We start from the raw sequence: 20,078 nt of genomic DNA on the forward strand, positions 1-20,078 counted from the left end.
TTGTATTATAAGTTTTTAAGAGCTTCTTTAATGATTTGCTCTACAAGGGCATCGGGTTGGGCTTTTAATATTTTATCAACTACTTTTTCTGATTGCTTTTTGTTAAATCCTAAAACATCTAAAGCAGATAACGCTTCATCTTTATTCGTATTGTTTGGTATTAGAGAAAGTTCATCTATACCATACACTTTTAACACTTTATCCTTTAGGTCAATGATAACACGCTGAGCTGTCTTGGCACCTATACCTTTCACACCCTGAATCAGAGCCACATCACCACTTGCTATACCTTCTTTAACTTGCTCAGGAGTTAAAGATGAGAGCATGGTACGAGCTGTATTAGCACCTATTCCACTAACAGATATCAAAAGTTTAAAGATTTCGCGCTCGGTTTTAGAGGAAAATCCATAAAGACTATGTGAGTCTTCCCTAACCTGAAGGTAAGTATATAACTTAAGATGTTCTCTATCGGGAATTTGAGAAAAAGTATGTAATGATATATTAACAAAATATCCTACTCCGTTGCAATCTATAACAACGTCTGTAGGATTCTTTTCCACAAGTCTTCCCTCTAAGTGTGTAATCATTTATTACCTATGGTTAAAGTCCCAAATGTAATAAAATTATTTACAATAAAAGGGTTGAAAACTATGTAAGACTAATTGCTCTTTTGCTTACGTTTTTCCCTTTCCTGAGCATCTATAACAGCAATAGCAGCCATATTAACGATTTCATCTACACTTGCTCCTAATTGAAGAATATGAACAGGTTTGGCCATACCCATCATAATTGGCCCTATTGACTCTGATTTATTAAGCTCTTTTAGCAACTTGTATGTAATGTTTGCAGCATCTAGGCTCGGAAAGATAAGAGTATTGACTTTTCTACCTGCTAATTTGGAAAACGGAAAAATATCTTGAAGCATTTTTGCATTCAAAGCAAAGTCAGTTTGTAGTTCTCCATCCACTACCATATCAGGATAAGCCTTGTGTAAAAACGCAACAGCATCCTGAACTTTTCTTGCTCTAGGATTTTCAGAAGATCCAAAATTAGAATATGAAATCATAGCTGTTACTGGCTCTATACCAAACATTCTAGCAACTCTTGATGTCATTCTTGCTATTCTAGCTAAATCTTTAGCATCTGGGTCAATGTTTATTGCTGTATCACTCAAAAACATAGGTCCACGTTGCGTCATCATTACGTTAGTTGTTGCTATTCTAGAAGCCTTGTCTGCCATACCAATGAGTTCCAACATTGGTTTTACAACTGAAGGATAGCTGCGCGAATAGCCTGTTACAAGTGCATCTGCATCTCCAACATTTACCATCATGGCTGCATAATAATTCCGCTCACGCATTATTTTTTGGGCCGAATATAGAGTTACTCCTTGTCGTTTACGCTTTTCCCAGTATGCTTTAGCATATTGATTTTTGCGCTCGGTTTCATCGTCAGATTTTGGATCGATGATTTCAATATCTGCTTCAAAATCTATTTCAGACATTAACTCTATAATCGTATCTTTTCTACCCAAAAGCACTGGTTCTGCTACACCTTCTTCATATACAATTTGAGCGGCTTTCAAAACATCAAGCTGGTCAGCTTCAGCAAACACAACTCGCTTTGGATTGGTACGTGCTCTACCTAAGAGTTGGCGCACCAACTTATTATCAGAGCCTAATCGTTCTAAAAGTGAATTTTTATAGCGATCCCAATCTTCAATTGGTTCTTGAGCTACACCACTTTCCATCGCCGCTTTTGCTACTGCAGGTGGCACTTCAGCAATTAGTCTTGGGTCAAAAGGTTTTGGAATGATATAATCTCTTCCAAAAGTTAATCTTGTTTCGTTATAGGCTAAATTGACTTGCTCTGGCACTGGTTCTTTAGCCAATTGTGATAATGCCTTAACAGCAGCCATTTTCATTTCTTCATTAATCTTTGTTGCGCGTACATCTAAAGCACCTCTAAAAATGAAAGGAAAGCCTAAAACATTATTCACCTGATTAGGATGATCACTACGACCAGTAGCCATAATGATATCTTCTCTAGTATCGATAGCTAAATCGTAATTTATTTCTGGATTAGGATTAGCCATTGCAAACACAATCGGGTTTGCAGACATAGATTTCAGCATTTCAGGAGATACAACATCAGCCATTGATAAACCAATAAATACATCAGCATCTTTCATGGCTTCCTCTAAAGTATCTATTTTTCTGTCTGTTGCAAATTCTTCTTTTTGAGATGTAAGATTGTCCCTATCTTTTCTAATAACACCTTTGCTATCTAACATTACAATATTTTCACTTTTAGCACCAAAGGCTTTATAAAGTCTTGTACACGAAATTGCTGCAGCACCTGCTCCACTGACTACTATTCTTACATCTTCAATATTCTTTTTAGCTAGCTCTAAAGCATTCAACAATGCTGCTGCTGAGATTATTGCTGTACCATGCTGATCGTCGTGCATGACAGGAATGTCTAATTCCTCCTTTAATCGACGTTCTATCTCAAAGGCTTCAGGCGCCTTGATATCTTCAAGATTAATTCCGCCAAAAGTTGGTGCAATATTTTTAACCGTTTCAATAAATTCGTCAACATTTTCTGTATTAACCTCAATGTCAAAAACATCGATATCAGCAAAAATCTTGAAGAGCAAACCTTTTCCTTCCATTACAGGTTTTGAAGCTTCAGGACCAATATTTCCGAGGCCTAAAACTGCTGTTCCATTAGATATTACAGCCACTAGGTTTCCTTTTGCTGTATATTTATAGACGTTGTTGATGTCCTTTTCTATCTCTAAGCAAGGTTCTGCCACTCCTGGGGAATATGCCAATGATAAATCACGTTGGGAAGCATATTTTTTTGAAGGCACAACTTTTATCTTTCCTGGCGTTGGTTTAGCGTGGTATAAGAGGGCTTCTATTCGCTTGCTTTGTTTGCTCATAATCAATCTTAATTAAGCCGCAAAGATACATAAATGCATAATCGACTGAAAAAATCTATGCTTTTATAAAATTAATCTTTTAAAAACTCAATATTTCGTTTTAATCCGGAAAACTTAGTTCGCTTTACGGCTGATTTCTTAAACACTTTTTTAAACGTATCTTCTGTAATCTCTTCCCAATCTTTTTTTGTCATTGACAACAATTCTGGATGTGGATTAAATAAAGGTTCGTTGTGAGATTTAGAAAAACGATTCCAAGGACAAACATCTTGGCAAACGTCGCAGCCAAACATCCAATCATTAAATTGGCCTTTAAGTTCTGTTGGTAGATTGTCTTTTAATTCTATTGTAAAATAGGAAATACATTTACTACCATCTACAACGTAAAGTTCTGTAATGGCCTGAGTTGGACAGGCATCAATGCAAGCCGTACAAGTACCACAGTGGTCAGTGACGGGTGTATCGTACTCTAACTCCAAGTCAATAATAAGTTCAGCAATAAAATAGAAGGAACCCACTTTTTGGGTTAATAGGTTTGAGTGTTTTCCGATCCAACCCAAACCAGATTTTGCAGCCCAAGCTTTATCTAATACTGGAGCTGAATCTACAAACGCTCGTCCATGTACGTCACCAATTTCCTCTTGAATAAAAGCCAACAATAATTTAAGCTTATCCTTTATCACAAAGTGATAATCTGTACCGTAAGCATATTTTGATAGCTTATAGCTATTAGCTGTTTGTTCTTGGCTTGGATAATAATTTAACAGTAATGACACCACACTTTTTGACCCTTCTACAAGTAGTGTTGGATCTAAGCGCTTATCGAAATGGTTCTCCATATAACGCATTTCACCATGCATATTTTTATTCAACCAAGATTCTAACCGTGGTGCCTCTTCTTCTAAAAATACAGCTTTACTGACTCCACAAGACAAAAAACCGAGGCGTTTTGCTTCGGTCTTTATAAGTTGTGTGTATTTAGATTTTTTGTTTATCATTATGAAGGGTCTAAACAAAGTTTAGAATTAATCTAGCTAGAACAAACCACCCTGTATTGATCCTTTAATTTTACCCAGATGCTTATAGGCTTGCTCAGTCACTTCTCGACCTCGTGGTGTTCGCATTATAAAGCCTTGTTGAATTAAAAAAGGCTCATAGACTTCTTCAATGGTCTCAGCACTTTCACTCACAGCTGTCGCTAAGGTTGTAATGCCCACTGGACCTCCTTTGAATTTATCTATAATTGTGGTTAAGATTTTATTATCCATTTCATCCAAACCATGTGCATCTACATTTAATGCTTCTAGTGCAAACTTAGCAATCTCAATATCTATTTTACCATTTCCTTTTATCTGTGCAAAATCCCTGACACGTCTTAATAAAGCATTAGCAATACGAGGTGTGCCACGACTACGACCTGCGATTTCTATTGCAGCTTCCATGGAAATAGGTACATTCAATATTGATGAACTTCGTTGCACAATAGTGGTGAGCAAATCTGTTTTGTAATACTGTAAACGACTACTTATACCAAAACGTGCTCTCATAGGTGCTGTTAACAACCCTGAACGTGTGGTTGCACCAACTAAGGTGAATGGGTTTAAATTAATCTGAACTGTCCTGGCATTTGGTCCAGATTCTATCATAATATCTATTTTGTAATCTTCCATTGCTGAGTATAAATACTCTTCTACAATTGGGCTCAATCGATGGATTTCATCAATAAATAAAACGTCTCTAGCCTCTAAATTGGTTAGTAAACCTGCCAAATCACCTGGTTTATCCAATACAGGACCTGATGTCACCTTTATATTCACATCTAGCTCGTTTGCTAATATGTGAGCTAATGTGGTTTTACCTAATCCAGGTGGTCCATGGAATAATGTGTGATCTAAAGCTTCACCTCTTAAATTTGCTGCCTGAACAAAAACTAACAAATTCTCTAACACCTGATCTTGTCCTGTAAAATCATTAAAGGATAAGGGTCTTAGCTTTTTTTCTAAGTCAAGCTCTTCGGAACTATAATTGTCGTTAGATGGATTTAAGTTTTCATTCATACAAAACAAATATAAAGAAAAAGCCTTTCTTAAATTGAAAGGCTTTCTAATATTATATGTCTTAAAAGTTAGTGATGTAATTCTTCTTCACCTTCTTTCATTGGCACGTTTTGTGGCACAAAATCTTCATCATGACCTGGCTTACTGTAATCATATGGCCAACGATGTACATGTGGTATTTCACCTGGCCAGTTACCATGCATGTGCTCAACAGGAGCTGTCCACTCTAAAGTATTAGATCTCCATGGATTTTGCTCAGCTTTCTTACCATAGAAAATACTGCTTATAAAATTATATAAGAATACTATTTGAGCAAGACCAGCGATTAGAGCAAACACTGTGATAACTACCTGTGTGTCTGCTGTATCATCAAACAATGGAAAGTTAGAGTTTGTATAGTAACGTCTTGGTAAACCAGCCATTCCTATAAAGTGCATAGGAAAAAACACGCCATAAGCACAAACAGCAGTTATCCAAAAGTGGATATATCCTAAGTTTTTATTCATCATTCTTCCAAACATTCTTGGGAACCAATGATAAATACCTGCAAAAACACCATACAAAGCAGATATACCCATAACCAAATGGAAGTGAGCTACAACGAAATACGTGTCATGAACGTTAATATCTAATGCACTATCGCCTAGAATAATACCTGTTAAACCACCTGTGATGAAAGTAGATACTAATCCAATTGAAAATAGCATAGCTGGGTTCATCTGTAGATTACCTTTCCATAGTGTGGTTATATAATTAAATGCTTTTACCGCAGAAGGTATTGCAATTAATAGTGTTGTAAATGTAAATACAGAACCTAAGAATGGGTTCATACCAGATACGAACATGTGGTGACCCCAAACTATTGTAGATAAAAATGCTATTGCCAGAATAGAAAGAATCATGGCTCTATATCCGAAGATTGGTTTTCTTGAATTTGTAGCTATAATTTCTGAAGTTATACCTAATGCTGGAAGTAAAACAATATAAACTTCTGGGTGACCTAAGAACCAAAATAAGTGTTCGTACAATACTGGTGAACCTCCTTGATAGTGTAATACTTCACCCTGAATAAATATGTCAGATAAGAAAAATGATGTGCCAAAACTTCTATCCATAATTAAAAGCAATGCTGCTGATAAAAGCACTGGAAACGAAATTACACCAATGACTGCTGTTATAAAAAATGCCCAAATCGTCAATGGTAATCTGGTCATTGACATCCCTTTTGTTCTAAGGTTAAGTACTGTAACAATATAGTTTAATGACCCTAGTAAGGACGATGCGATAAATATGGCCATAGACACTAACCACAAGGTCATACCTGTACCTGAACCTGGTTGTGCCATAGGTAATGCACTCAATGGTGGATAAATTGTCCAACCAGCTGCAGCTGGTCCCATCTCAACAAAGAAAGACAAAATCATTATAACGCATGACACAAAGAATAACCAATAAGACACCATATTTAAGAAACCTGAAGCCATGTCTCTTGCGCCAATCTGTAATGGAATTAAGAGGTTACTGAACGTACCACTTAACCCAGCCGTTAACACAAAGAAAACCATTAAAGTTCCGTGTATAGTCACTAATGCTAAATAGATATCAGCATCCATAACACCTTCTGGTGCCCACTTACCAAGTAGAGCTTGAAAAACAGCATTTGGTTGCTCTGGCCATGCAATTTGCATACGTATCATTAAAGACATTAAAATACCTATGATACCCATAACAATAACCCCAGTAATTAAATACTGCTTAGCAATCATTTTGTGATCCTGACTAAAAATATATTTAGTCACGAAAGTTTCTTTATGATGATGTACGTCGTGATCGTCGTGATTGTGTGTATCTACTGTTGCTGACATAATCTATTCTCTTTTTCTAATTTTTTAATTCAATGATTTTGCAAAAGTGGTCTGCTCAGCCATCCAAGCATTATACTCTTCCTCTGTTTCTACAATAATCTTCATTTGCATATTGTAGTGTGACTTACCACATATTTTATTACAGATTAAAAGGTAATCGAACTCATAAGGCTCTAAAGCCTCTTCACCATTTGCAGTTAACTCCTTACTTTTTTCAGTTCTTATTTTATTAATGTTAAGAACTTTATCTTTCATATCCTCAGTTTCGCGCATTTCTGATGTTGTTACTGTTGGAGTAAAACCAAATTGAGTTACCATACCAGGTACACAGTTCATCTGCGCTCTAAAGTGAGGCATGTAAGCTGAGTGTAATACATCTTGAGAACGCATTTTAAACAACACTGGTCTATTTACTGGTAAGTGTAATTCTGTTACAATGACATCGTCTTGAGCGTTAGGGTCTCCTTCATCAACACCTAATATGTTAGCTCTATCTAAGTCAATCAACCTAACATTTGCTTTTCCTAGTACATTATCTTCACCTCCATATCTTGCTTTCCAGTTGAATTGCTGTGCATAAAGTTCAACAACTAAAGGATCTTCTTGATCGTCAACGTTCATAATATCATTCCAAGTGAATAATCCATAAATTATTAATCCCGCTAAAACTATTACAGGAATTCCAGTCCATATTGCCTCTAAGGTATTGTTATCTGCATAAAACAATGCTTTTTTACCTTTTTCTCCTCTGTATTTGAAGGCAAAGTAGTGTAATAAAAATTGAGTTACTGTTTGAACAATAAAGATAACAACCATAGAAATAGCCATAAGGCTATCTATACCAGGACCATGTTCTGAAGCAGAGTTAGACATCAATGGTAAATCACCTAAATACCAGAAGCAAAGTATTGTAATGATATATATGAAGGCTAAGAAGCCCATCATTAGGTAACCGTTTAACTTATTGTCTTTATCATCAGCAACCTGAGTATTACTTGCGCCTACTTGAGCTAAGTCAAAAATCTTTATCAATTGCCAAATAGCAACGACTACAAAGAGTACAATTATAATTACTAATAAAGCTCTCATTATTATTTCTGTTCTTTTTTAAATATTAATAATGGAAATGTTCACTTTCCTTCATGAATGGGTTTCCTTTAGCTAACAATGGAGCCTTACCTAAAGCTGTAAATACAATAAATAAGAATAATCCACCAAATAACAAGATAGCACCTATTTCTGGCATACCAATAAACCATCTATCTACTACGGTTGCAGGCATAATCCAATTGAAAACATCTAAATAGTGTCCGCATAGAATTACTATACCTGTCATAATTACAAACCAATTAATACGCTTGTAATCACTGTTCATTAACAATAATAATGGGAAAATAAAATTCATAGCTAACATTCCAAAGAATGGTAGTTTGTAATGTTCAATTCTAGTAACGAAATAGGTTACCTCTTCTGGAATGTTTGAATACCAGATTAACATGAATTGAGAGAACCATAAATACGTCCAGAAAATGCTGATACCAAACATAAATTTAGCTAAGTCGTGTATATGACTATCATTTACAAATTCTAATAATCCTTTAGATTTTAAGTAGATAGTTATCATCGCAATTACAGTAATACCACTTACAAACATACTTGCAAAAACATACCATCCAAATAACGTACTAAACCAGTGAGGATCTACACTCATTACCCAATCCCAGGCCATCATAGACTCTGTATAAATGTAGAATACCAAGAAAGCGGCTGATATTCTAAAATTCTTTTTGAAATTTCTGTTATCGTCAGCACTGTCTTGGGCAATAGAAAATTTTCTCGAAAAATGTCTATACAATGCCCAACCGGAGATAAAGATAATACCTCTTATGATGAACCAAGTTAAATTTAGATACCCAGATTTTCCTTGAATTAGTTTATCATGCTCAACAACTTCAGGGTCCATCCAAACAAAAATATTATAGTGCCCTATAGTACCAGAAGCTACGGCAATCAATAATACAATTACAGCACCAGGTAACACATAAGCCGTGATACCCTCCATAACCCTGAACAATACCGGTGACCAACCAGCCTGTGCAGCATATTGTATGGCATAAAAGGCGAGTACACCTAAAGCAATCATAAAGAAAAAGAATGCTCCAACATAGAGCGCTGCCCAAGGTCTGTTGTGAATTTGATGAAGCGCATGCTCTTCGTGTTCTGTGAGAGATCCGTGGGCTTCTTCACCATGATGTTCTTCAGTATGAGCGGCAGTTTCTCCGTGACCCGTTTCTGCATGGGCATTTTCGTGAGCCTCGGTAGCATGAGCACTACCATGTTCATGATCTGCAGCGGCTAACTTCTCTGTAATATTCTCTTCAGTATATCCATGAGAATCATAGAATCCATAAGCAACACCTATCAAACCGAGTACCATCATAATGATAGCACCCATTTTTAATCGATTTGAAATTTTATATTCCATCTATATAATCTTTATCTAAATCTTATTTTTCTAAATCTGCTTTAAGTTTTTCAACATAAGCAACTACTTGCCAGCGTTCTTCTTCGTTCAATTGATTGGCATAAGAACCCATTGTGTTCTTACCGTAATAAATGACATGGTAAATACTACCTGTGGTAATAGCCCTTCCGACATCGTCGTAGCTAGGTACACCAAGAATTTTTTCGCGTTCTACCAATTTTCCTTTTCCATTTCCTTTAGCACCATGGCAAATTCCACAGTAAATATCGTAAAGCACCTTTCCTTTTTCATAATCTACTTGAGTAGAATCTAGAGGACTGTTTAAGCTTACTTTAGCTAAATCGTACCCTTCATTAGTGTCTTCAATTTCATAAGGCATAAAATCACCTCTTGGAATTGTTCCTTCTGCAGGCAACTGAGCTTCAACACCATTTGCAAAAGCATCTGACTCTTGATAGGCTTCATATCCTACTGATTCGTACATATTTGGCATGTATTGGTAGTTTGGTCTCGAGTTTTTCTGGCAAGACACAAAACCAACCAATAAAACTAATACTACTATATATTTCAATGATGTCTTCATATTAATGTGCATCTTCGTCTTTATCAACTATATTAATTTCAACAGCTCCTGTTTCTTGAAGTAATGAAGTGAGTTCGCTTTCGTTATTATGAACTGCAATCTCCATTAAGAAATGATCGTCTGTAGTTCTTGGATCTGGATTTTCAGCCTTTTTAAATGGCCACATTCTACTTCTTAAATAAAATGTAATTACCATTAGGTGAGCCGCAAAAAATACCGTAAGCTCAAACATAATCGGAACGAACGCAGGCATATTTTCTAAATAACTAAAACTCGGCTTACCACCAATATCTTGCGGCCAATCTTTAATCATTATAAAGTTCATCATTACAATAGCAACTGTTAAACCGACACAGCCATACATAAATGCAGTTATTGCAATACGAGTTGGAGCTAAGCCCATTGCTTTGTCTAGTCCATGAACTGGAAAAGGTGTATATATTTCTTCGATGTGATGCTTCTCTGCCTTAACCTTTTTTAGGGCAGACATTAATACATCATCATCTGTATAAATAGCATGAATTACTTTTGAAGCTTCCATATACTATATTAGTTATTTAATAAATTCTTTGCTTGTCCAGCCCAATCATCGCGCTCTGCTCTTCCTGGGAACGAGCCTGTAATTGAGTCTAACAAGTCATATTCTGTTTTCGTCATCTTACTTACTTGTAAGAATGTGTATATACCTATACTGTTAAGTACTTCTTCCATTTTAGGACCAACACCATTGATTTTCTTTAAATCATCTGCCGTTTCTTTTGATGCGTCAAAAGAACCAATAGTTCCTAGAAGATTATTTACTTTTTCTGAATTGTCAACTGATGTATTTTCTTTTGAAGGTGCAGCTACAAATCCAACAGGATTTGATGTTCTAGAATCTGCTCCTGTACCTACTAAGCTGTCTCCTCTTTCTCTTATATTTTTGTAACGCTCACCAGACGATTTTAAAATTGTCTTAACTTCTGCTTGTGCTATTACAGGGAACGTACGAGAGTATAACAAGAATAACACAAAGAAGAATCCAATGGTTCCAATGAAAATTCCGATATCTACAAACGTAGGAGAGAACATTGTCCAAGATGATGGTAAATAATCTCTATGTAAAGATGTAACGATAATAACGAAACGCTCAAACCACATCCCTATATTTACAACTATTGATATAAAGAATGAGAACATAATGCTTGTTCTAAGTTTCTTAAACCACATAAATTGTGGAGAGAACACATTACAAGTCATCATTGCCCAATATGCCCACCAATAAGGCCCTGTTGCTCTGTTTAAGAATGCATATTGCTCATACTCTACACCTGAGTACCAAGCAATAAATAACTCAGTAATATATGCCACACCAACGATAGAACCCGTAATCATGATTACTATGTTCATTAACTCGATGTGCTGTACAGTTATATAATCCTCTAGGCTACATACTTTTCTCATAATAATAAGAAGTGTATTTACCATCGCAAATCCTGAGAAGATCGCACCTGCAACAAAGTAAGGTGGGAAAATCGTGGTATGCCAACCTGGAATTACAGACGTTGCAAAATCAAACGATACAATAGTATGTACAGAAAGTACAAGTGGAGTTGCTAAACCTGCCAATACTAATGATACTTCTTCAAAACGTTGCCAATCTTTTGCTCTACCAGACCAACCAAAACTTAGCAAAGAATAAATTTTCTTTTGAAATGGTCTTACAGCTCTATCTCTGATCATTGCGAAATCTGGTAATAAACCTGTCCACCAGAATACTAACGATACGGATAAATAAGTTGAAATCGCAAATACGTCCCAAAGTAATGGTGAATTAAAATTAACCCACAAAGAACCAAACTGGTTAGGTATTGGTAATACCCAATATGCTAGCCATGGACGACCCATGTGAATAATTGGAAATAAACCCGCTTGTACAACTGAGAAGATTGTCATCGCTTCTGCAGAACGGTTAATAGCCATTCTCCACTTTTGACGGAACAGTAAAAGTACCGCTGAAATCAGCGTTCCTGCGTGACCAATACCAACCCACCAAACGAAGTTAGTAATATCCCAAGCCCAGTTTACAGTCTTATTAAGACCCCAAACCCCAATACCAGTTGATATGGTATAAATAATACAACCTATTCCCCAAAGGAATGCAACCAAAGAAATACTGAAAACAATCCACCAAGCTTTGTTTGCTTTGCCTTCAACCGGTCTTGCTACATCTACTGTAACATCGTGATACGATTTTTCACCGGTAACTAAAGGTCTTCTAATAGGTGCTTCGTAATGAGACGCCATAATTATATAATTGATTCTTTAATTTTTAATTTATGCTTCAGTTGTGTTACGCACCTTGGTCTGATAAACCACATTTGGTTTTACACCTACATGCTCTAACAAGTGGTACGCTCTTTTATCTTCTTTTAGTTCTGCAATCTTGCTATCTTTATCATTAATATCTCCAAATACCATAGCACCATTACCACAAGCTGCTGAACATGCTGTTTGAAACTCTCCATCTTTAACAGGTCTACCTTCTCTCTTAGCATCAAGAATAGTTTTTTGTGTTTTTTGGATACACATAGAACATTTTTCCATAACACCACGAGAACGTACTGTAACGTCTGGGTTTAATACCATACGACCTAAGTCATCATTCATGTAGTAATCAAACTCATCATTTTGGTTGTATAAGAACCAGTTGAAACGACGTACTTTGTATGGACAGTTGTTAGCACAGTATCTTGTACCTACACAACGGTTGTAAGCCATATGATTTTGACCTTGGCGACCGTGTGCAGTTGCTGCAACAGGACAAACTGTTTCGCAAGGGGCATGATTACAATGCTGACACATTACCGGTTGGAACGCTACTTGTGGATTATCCGCAGGATTCTCCATTTCACCAAATTCGCTCAATGAACTACCTAAACCAGAAATATTATCTTTTTTATCGTTATCGCCTTCAAAAGTATCTTGAGATGAATAATATCTATCAATACGCAACCAGTGCATATCTCTACTACGTCTCATTTCAGACTTACCAACAACAGGCACATTATTTTCTGCATGACATGCAATAACACAAGCACCACAACCTGTACATGCATTTAAATCAATAGACAAGTTGAAATGGTGACCCACAGAACGATCAAACTCATCCCATAAATCTACTTCTGGAGACGTCACCGGAGTTTCAACGTGGTTTAAAGACACTTCAGGAACTGCATTCCAATAGTGCTTATCTTTAGTATTGAATATCTCTAAAGTGGTTTCCTTAATGATATCACCACGACCCATTAATGTATTGTGCAACTGTACACAAGCAAATTCGTGCATACCTGATACCTTCTCCACAGTTACGTCTTGTACTGTGTTAAAGTTTTGGTATAGTGGATAGGCATTAACACCAGTCTTCATTTCATCTTTAAGCGCATTGGATGTTCTTCCGTATCCAAAGGCTAACCCTACAGACCCTTTTGCCTGACCAGGTTGAATTAATACTGGTACGTTTTCAACAGTCACACCATTTACAGTAACATTTGCATAACTACCATTCAATCCACCATTAGCCACATTTTCATTAACTAAACCTAGTTGCTCCGCATCTGCTCTAGAAACTGTTAAATAGTTATCCCAAGATGTTCTTGTTATAGGATCTGGGAATTCTTGTAGCCATGGGTTATTAGCTCGTTGACCATCACCCATACCTGTTTTGGTGTATAGTGATAATTCCATGCCACCAGACTTAGCTGAACGCGCTAATGCTCTGGCAGCATTCCCACTAGGTGTTTCTACTTCCTCAGTAGTTTCATCTGTTGAAGTTTCAACAGCATCTTCTGAAGTTGAAGTCGCCGATACAAAGAAACCATCTTGAACAGCTTTATTAAATGAGGATCCATTTAATATATCTGTTGTCCAAACTGACTTCAAGTAATCTCTGTATGATGTATTATTTCCATTCCATCCTAAAAGTACTTCCTGAAATTGCTTTGTATCGAATAAAGGTCGAATGGTTGGCTGCATCATTGAATAATGACCAGACTTTAATTCAAAATCACCCCATGACTCTAGGTTGTGAGGGATTGCCGCGATATAATCACAGTTTGAAGCGGTCTCATCTTGCTTCATCGAGAAGGCTATAGATAACTCTGTGTTCTTTAAGCCTTCAGCAAAATCTTTTGCATTTGGAAGCGTATACATTGGGTTAACGCCATTCATAATAACAGCACCAACTTTTCCAGCGTTCATGTCTCCTATAAGTTGCATTACAGCCTTATCACTTCCTTGTCTTGTATGTATTGTTGTTTTAGGGTCAAATGCCTTACTGTTTAAGTATTCATTGATTTCCAACACTACGGTTTGAGCATTGACATCTTGAATTCCAGTTACAACGACAGCATTGCTTCCTGCTTTTGAAATTTCGTTTGCTGCAGATTGAACCGCTTTAGCAATAGACTCAGGTAAGTCTACTGATACGGCACCACCAACAACCAAACTGTAAAGTTTAGCTAAAGCTAGTTTTTGTTGGCTAGGAGTTAAAGGTACACGCTTATCTGCATTGGCACCCGTAAGAGTCATATTAGATTCAAACTGAATATGACGTGACATTTGTCCATTTTGTGGCACACGGTTCTTAGCATAACTAGACTCAAAACCACCACCTTGCCAGTCTCCAATAAAATCGGCACCAACAGACACTATGATTTTAGCTTTAGAGAAATCGTAATTAGCCATTCCTCGCTTACCATATTTAACCGCATAGGCATCTAATGTAGCTGATTCAGAAACTGCGTCGTAAACCACATGATTCACGTTACCATACTTCTCAGCAAATTCAGATACTAATTTCTTAGTTGATGGACTTGGCATTGTAGATGTTAAGAACACAATTTGCTTGTCATCACTTAATCCATTCAATTTTGAAGTAGTTTCGGACATGAAGGTTTCCCAAGTTATTTGGGCATTCCCTTTCATTGGAGCTTTCACTCTAAGATTATCATACAAACCTAGTACAGACGCATGTACTCTTGCGTTAGCAATACCATTACTTGCTGCGTCCGTGTTGTTTTCAATCTTGATTGGTCGTCCTTCTCTAGTTTTTACTAAAACACTAGCAAAATCAAATCCATCCGCAATAGTTGTTGCATAGTAGTTAGCAACACCAGGAACAATCTCCGTTGGCTGCACTACATAAGGAATTGATTTAATCACAGGACCTTCACAAGCTGCTAACGAAGCCGCAGCTGTGCTAAAGCCTACATATTTTAAGAAATCACGACGCGATGTTGAAGAAGACTCTAAAGTTTCTTTATCACCTAAAAATTCATCTGTTGGAATTTCTTCCACAAACTCGTTTTGTTGTAGCGTCTCAACAATAGAGCTATTTTCGTTTAGCTCTTCAACACTTTTCCAGTATTTCTTGTTTGATGACATATAATTCTGAATTACTTCTTATTAAAATTAATAATGGCACTTACCACATTCTAATCCACCCATTTGTGCCGCAGTTAACTGATCAACACCATACTTTTTAGATAATTCCTCATGAATTTTAGTGTAGTATCCGTTATCCTTAACGTTTACGTTTGTCTCTCTATGACAGTTAATACACCAACCCATAGTTAAAGGTGCATGTTGGTACATTATCTCCATCTCTTCCACCGGACCATGACATGTTTGACACTCTAAACCAGCAACAGAAACGTGCTGAGAGTGATTAAAATATGCAAAGTCAGGTAAGTTATGTATACGAATCCATTTTACAGGTTTAGACTCACCTGTATAGGCAGTACCATCCCAACCAACAGCATCGTATAATTTTTGAATTTCAGCGTTGTAATCTACACCGTATTCTTGACCTTCCGCTAAAGTTGCAGGTGCAACTTCTGAAATAGACTTGTGACAGTTCATACAAATATTTAAAGACGGAATACCTGAATGCTTACTTACTCTAGCTGAAGAGTGGCAGTATTTACAATCGATGCCATTATCACCTGCATGTATTCTATGCGAATAGTGAATTGGTTGCACTGGTTCGTAGCCTTGATCTATACCAACCTGCATAAAATATCCATAGACAAAATAACCACTTGCCAATAAGAAGAAGATAGCTGTTACCAATACCAAGAATTGATTTTCGATAAATGCTTTCCATAATGGTTTTCTTTGCTCATCAGCAGGAATTTCAATACCCTTAGCTTCAGCAAAACGATTTAAAGTACGCTTTACCAAAATTAAAGCCATAGCCAATAACGCAAAAAGGACTGCTAAAGCACCAAGGATTAAGTTGTTAGAAATGCCGCCCGCTTGAGAACCTCCTTCTGTAGGCTCTTTCCAATTAGGACAACCAGGTTGTGGGTTTGCTATACATGGATCTACCTCTTGAGCAGTGTAAGCTAAAATATCTGAAATATCTTTGTCGCTTAACTGGGGAAAAGCTGTCATTGCAACATTATTCCACTCAGCAAATACCTTGTTAGCGTATGCATCTCCAGATTTTATTAAAGCAGAACTATTACGAATCCAAGCATTAAGCCAAGCTCTGTCTAAACCTTGTTCTTCAGCCAATCTTGCCTCAACATTACGAAGCGCAGGACCAGTCATTGGCTTATCTAATTTGTGACAAGCAGCACAATTTGTATTGAATAAAGATTTTCCGTTTGCTGGGTCGCCCTCTTGAGCAGTCAGTGAAGTTGAAAACGTAAGTAATAAAATAAAACCGAGGCTAAGTATCTTAGAGGTTAAATTACGGTAAATCACCTGTTTCATATTGTTAGTTGAATTATCTTCTAAACTTTGGTACGATTTTTTCAGGTAAATATGACAAAAGTCATGTTTCTGAAACTCTGGCAAAAGTAAGATATAAAGTCGATTTTAGAAATCTTAGAGAAGTGTTAATAACTAATTTATACACATTCTAAATAACATTTTTAAGGCTATATCGTTGAATAATATAACTTTGCATATAAACCATTAATTATGAGTAAAAAAATTAAATATATCAGCACTACATTTTTGACATTACTACTGTCTTTTACTTTGAGTGCACAGCAAGGAGAGGTCAATGTTGACCAAGATAGCGATATTGACAAACTACTAGAATATAAGAAAGATATTAAGACCTCTAAGGTTTATAGAATACAAGTTTACCAAAGTGTAGACCCTGATAAAGCTGATCGCGAAAAATCCAACTTTCTAAATTCCTACAATGAGTGGCCTGTAGAGATTGTTTGGAATACACCAAACTACAAAGTTTGGGTTGGAAATTTTGCTACTAGACTAGAGGCTGACAGAGCATTAGCAAAAATTAAAAGTAAGTACATGAACGCTATAATTTTTCAGCCTAAGCTGGAAAAATAATAACAATATTAAAACATAAAGACATTAAAAAAGCGACTTTTCAAGTCGCTTTTTTTTAAATATATGTTGAGAATTATTTCAACTTTTTCTTAACCTCAACCTCTTGGAATGCTTCAATGATATCACCTTCGTTTATATCATTGTATCCTTTAATCTGAATACCACAATCGTATCCTTTAGAAACCTCCTTAACATCATCTTTAAATCGCTTTAAAGATGCTAATTCACCTGTGTAAACCACAACACCATCTCTAATGATTCTTACACCAGAATTTCTGTAGATTTTTCCGTTAGTCACCATACAACCAGCAATAGTACCTATCTTAGAAATTTTGAAGGTTTCTCTAATTTCTGCTGTACCTGTAACTTCTTCTTTAAGTTCTGGAGATAGCATACCTTCCATGGCATCTTTAAGATCATTTATGGCATCGTAAATAATAGAATACGTTCTGATATCTATTTCTTCTTTATCAGCAATCGTTCTTGCATTACCAACAGGACGCACATTAAATCCGACAATAATTGCATCTGAAGCAGATGCCAATAACACATCACTTTCTGTAATGGCACCAACACCTTTATGTATAATGTTAACCTGAATTTCTTCAGTAGATAACTTTTGGAATGAATCCGTTAATGCTTCTACCGAACCATCCACGTCACCTTTAAGGATTATATTCAACTCTTGGAAATCACCAAGTGCTATACGTCTTCCGATTTCGTCTAATGTAATATGGCGTTGTGTTCTTACAGATTGCTCACGTTGTAATTGCGTACGTTTGGCGGCAATTTGTTTTGCTTCACGCTCATCTTCAAACACATTAAACTTATCACCAGCTTGTGGAGCTCCATCTAAACCAAGAATTGATACTGGTGTTGACGGACCTGCTTCGGCTATATCATTACCACGCTCATCGTGCATTGCTCTAACCTTACCACTATTCTTTCCTGCTAATACATAATCACCAACTCTTAATGTACCTGCTTGCACCAATATTGTTGACACATATCCTCTACCTTTATCTAAATAAGCCTCCACTACCGTTCCGCTAGCTGGCTTATTTGGATTGGCTTTTAATTCTAATAACTCAGCTTCGAGAAGTACTTTTTCTAAAAGTTCCTTTACACCTGTTCCAAATTTAGCAGAGATATCATGGGATTGAATTTTTCCGCCCCAATCTTCAACCAATAAATTCATATTGGCTAATCCTTCTTTTACTTTATCTGGATTTGCATCTGGCTTATCAATTTTATTTATCGCGAACACAATTGGCACTCCTGCCGCCTGGGCATGAGAAATAGCTTCTTTAGTTTGTGGCATTATAGCATCATCAGCAGCTACAACAATAATAGCAATATCCGTAACCTGAGCACCACGAGCACGCATCGCTGTAAAGGCTTCGTGACCTGGAGTATCTAAAAATGCAATTTTTTGACCATTATCTAGTTTAACACCATAAGCTCCAATATGCTGTGTGATTCCACCAGATTCTCCTGCAATTACATTTTCTTCACGAATGTAATCTAGCAAGGATGTTTTACCATGATCTACGTGACCCATTACCGTTACAATTGGCGCACGTGGTTTTAAATCTTTAGGATCATCTTCTACAGTCTCAATAGACTCTTCAATGTCAGCTGTTACAAACTGTACGTCATAACCAAATTCTTCTGCAACAATAGATAATGTTTCAGCATCTAATCGTTGGTTCATGGTTACCATCATACCTAGCGACATACACGCGGAAATAACTTGAGTTACTCCAACATCCATCATAGTAGCAACTTCACTTACAGTTACAAACTCAGTAACTTTAAGAATCTTGCTTTCTGCTGCTTCTGCCTGAAGTTCCTTTTGAGATTGCTCTCTATGCTGCTCTCTTTTTTCTCTACGGTATTTAGCTCCTTTTCCTTTACTTGATTTTCCTTGAAGCTTCTCTAGAGTTTCTCTTACCTGTTTTTGTACTTCTTCTTCGCTAGGCTCTTCCTTAACCATTTTGGCAGATCTAGGAGCCCTTCCTTTGTTACCTCTTCTATTATCAAAATTTGGTCTTCCACTTCCGCCATCTTCATTACCACCTTTACTGATTCTACGTCTTTTGCGTTTATTACTATCGTTAGATGATTCTGTTTTCTTTTCCTCTTTCTTCTTTTTTGGCTTATTGAATTGAGAAAGATCTATTTTTTCTCCAGTGGTGGTAGGTCCAGAAAGTTTTTGATATTTAGTTGTTAGCTTTTCGTCATTATTCTGTTTGATATCCTCTTCTTTCTTTTCAACCTTGGGCTCCACCTTTTTAGGCTCTTCCTTCTTAGGTTTTTCTTCTTCAACCTTTGGTTTTTCTACCTTGACAACAGGTTCTGGCTTTTGTTCTTCTTTTTTCTCGACCTCAACTTTTGGTTTCTTTTCTAAATCGATTTTACCTATCTGTTTTGGTCCGCTAAGCTCTACTTTAGCTTTTACTACAGACTCTTTCTCTTTTGCGGCTTCTTTCTTTTCTTTTTCTTCAATTTCGCGTTCGCGCTGCTCGCGAAGCTTCTCTTTCTCCTTGAGTTTTGCTTCACTTACCTCTTGAGCTTTTTCACGTTTAGATGCATCTGTTTGAAATTCATCAGACAACGTGTCATAAACCTCTTGCGAAATTTTTGTATTAGGACTTTTCTCAATTTCGATGCCTTTAGACTCCAAGAAGTCCACTGCACGGTCTAATGAGATATTTAGTTCTCTTAATACTTTATTAATTCTAATTTGAGCCATAAATTGCTGTAATATACTTAAATCTGTTTATATCAA

14 protein-coding genes are annotated in these 20,078 nt (G+C 36.6%); 1 reads left to right on the plus strand and 13 read right to left on the minus strand.

The features are described from left to right. Positions 1 to 5: 5 nt before the first annotated feature. The 12 genes from ruvA to ACPX19_RS03830 all read right to left on the minus strand — a co-directional run bounded on the left by ruvA (position 6) and on the right by ACPX19_RS03830 (position 16,696). Positions 6 to 587 carry a Holliday junction branch migration protein RuvA gene (ruvA, locus tag ACPX19_RS03775; RefSeq protein WP_426431580.1) on the minus strand — a complete coding sequence of 194 codons (582 nt, stop codon included), beginning with the start codon at positions 585 to 587 and terminating at the stop codon, positions 6 to 8. Between the two features lie 71 nt (positions 588 to 658). Continuing rightward, the gene (locus tag ACPX19_RS03780; RefSeq protein WP_426431582.1) at positions 659 to 2,947 is read right to left on the minus strand and encodes an NADP-dependent malic enzyme; all 2,289 of its coding nucleotides are present in this window, start codon (positions 2,945 to 2,947) and stop codon (positions 659 to 661) included. Positions 2,948 to 3,018: 71 nt separating this feature from the next. Continuing rightward, positions 3,019 to 3,945, minus strand: coding sequence for a tRNA epoxyqueuosine(34) reductase QueG (gene queG / locus ACPX19_RS03785; protein WP_426431584.1), 927 nt, complete (start codon positions 3,943 to 3,945; stop codon positions 3,019 to 3,021). Positions 3,946 to 3,981: 36 nt separating this feature from the next. Continuing rightward, entirely contained in the window at positions 3,982 to 5,004 is a 1,023-nt protein-coding gene (ruvB, locus tag ACPX19_RS03790) for a Holliday junction branch migration DNA helicase RuvB (RefSeq protein WP_426431586.1), read from the minus strand. A 68-nt stretch (positions 5,005 to 5,072) separates the two neighbouring features. Next, entirely contained in the window at positions 5,073 to 6,869 is a 1,797-nt protein-coding gene (locus ACPX19_RS03795) for a cytochrome c oxidase subunit I (RefSeq protein WP_426431588.1), read from the minus strand. Positions 6,870 to 6,893: 24 nt separating this feature from the next. Continuing rightward, positions 6,894 to 7,958, minus strand: coding sequence for a cytochrome c oxidase subunit II (locus ACPX19_RS03800; protein ID WP_426431590.1), 1,065 nt, complete (start codon positions 7,956 to 7,958; stop codon positions 6,894 to 6,896). A 25-nt stretch (positions 7,959 to 7,983) separates the two neighbouring features. Further along, complete coding sequence (locus ACPX19_RS03805; RefSeq protein ID WP_426431591.1) at positions 7,984 to 9,354, minus strand: quinol:cytochrome C oxidoreductase; 1,371 nt, start codon at positions 9,352 to 9,354, stop codon at positions 7,984 to 7,986. 22 nt (positions 9,355 to 9,376) lie between these two features. Further along, the gene (locus tag ACPX19_RS03810; RefSeq protein ID WP_426431593.1) at positions 9,377 to 9,937 is read right to left on the minus strand and encodes a c-type cytochrome; all 561 of its coding nucleotides are present in this window, start codon (positions 9,935 to 9,937) and stop codon (positions 9,377 to 9,379) included. A 1-nt stretch (position 9,938) separates the two neighbouring features. Then, positions 9,939 to 10,478 (minus strand): DUF3341 domain-containing protein, encoded by a 540-nt coding sequence (locus ACPX19_RS03815; protein WP_426431594.1) that lies wholly within the window; start codon positions 10,476 to 10,478, stop codon positions 9,939 to 9,941. 8 nt (positions 10,479 to 10,486) lie between these two features. Then, positions 10,487 to 12,223 (minus strand): NrfD/PsrC family molybdoenzyme membrane anchor subunit, encoded by a 1,737-nt coding sequence (gene nrfD, locus ACPX19_RS03820; protein ID WP_426431595.1) that lies wholly within the window; start codon positions 12,221 to 12,223, stop codon positions 10,487 to 10,489. 30 nt (positions 12,224 to 12,253) lie between these two features. Continuing rightward, on the minus strand, positions 12,254 to 15,361 hold the full coding sequence (locus ACPX19_RS03825) for a TAT-variant-translocated molybdopterin oxidoreductase (RefSeq protein ID WP_426431596.1): 3,108 nt from the start codon (positions 15,359 to 15,361) through the stop codon (positions 12,254 to 12,256). Positions 15,362 to 15,388: 27 nt separating this feature from the next. After that, a complete protein-coding gene (locus ACPX19_RS03830) occupies positions 15,389 to 16,696 on the minus strand; it encodes a c-type cytochrome (protein WP_426431597.1) in 1,308 nt (435 codons plus the stop codon). 210 nt (positions 16,697 to 16,906) lie between these two features. On the opposite strand from ACPX19_RS03830, the gene ACPX19_RS03835 reads away from it, so the two are divergent. Continuing rightward, positions 16,907 to 17,287 (plus strand): SPOR domain-containing protein, encoded by a 381-nt coding sequence (locus ACPX19_RS03835; RefSeq protein WP_426431598.1) that lies wholly within the window; start codon positions 16,907 to 16,909, stop codon positions 17,285 to 17,287. Positions 17,288 to 17,360: 73 nt separating this feature from the next. On the opposite strand, the gene infB is transcribed toward ACPX19_RS03835, so the two are convergent. Next, on the minus strand, positions 17,361 to 20,042 hold the full coding sequence (infB, locus tag ACPX19_RS03840) for a translation initiation factor IF-2 (protein ID WP_426431599.1): 2,682 nt from the start codon (positions 20,040 to 20,042) through the stop codon (positions 17,361 to 17,363). Between the last annotated feature and the right edge of the window lie 36 nt (positions 20,043 to 20,078).

The organism is Winogradskyella sp. HB-48 (genome assembly GCF_049942685.1).
Lineage (GTDB): Bacteria > Bacteroidota > Bacteroidia > Flavobacteriales > Flavobacteriaceae > Winogradskyella.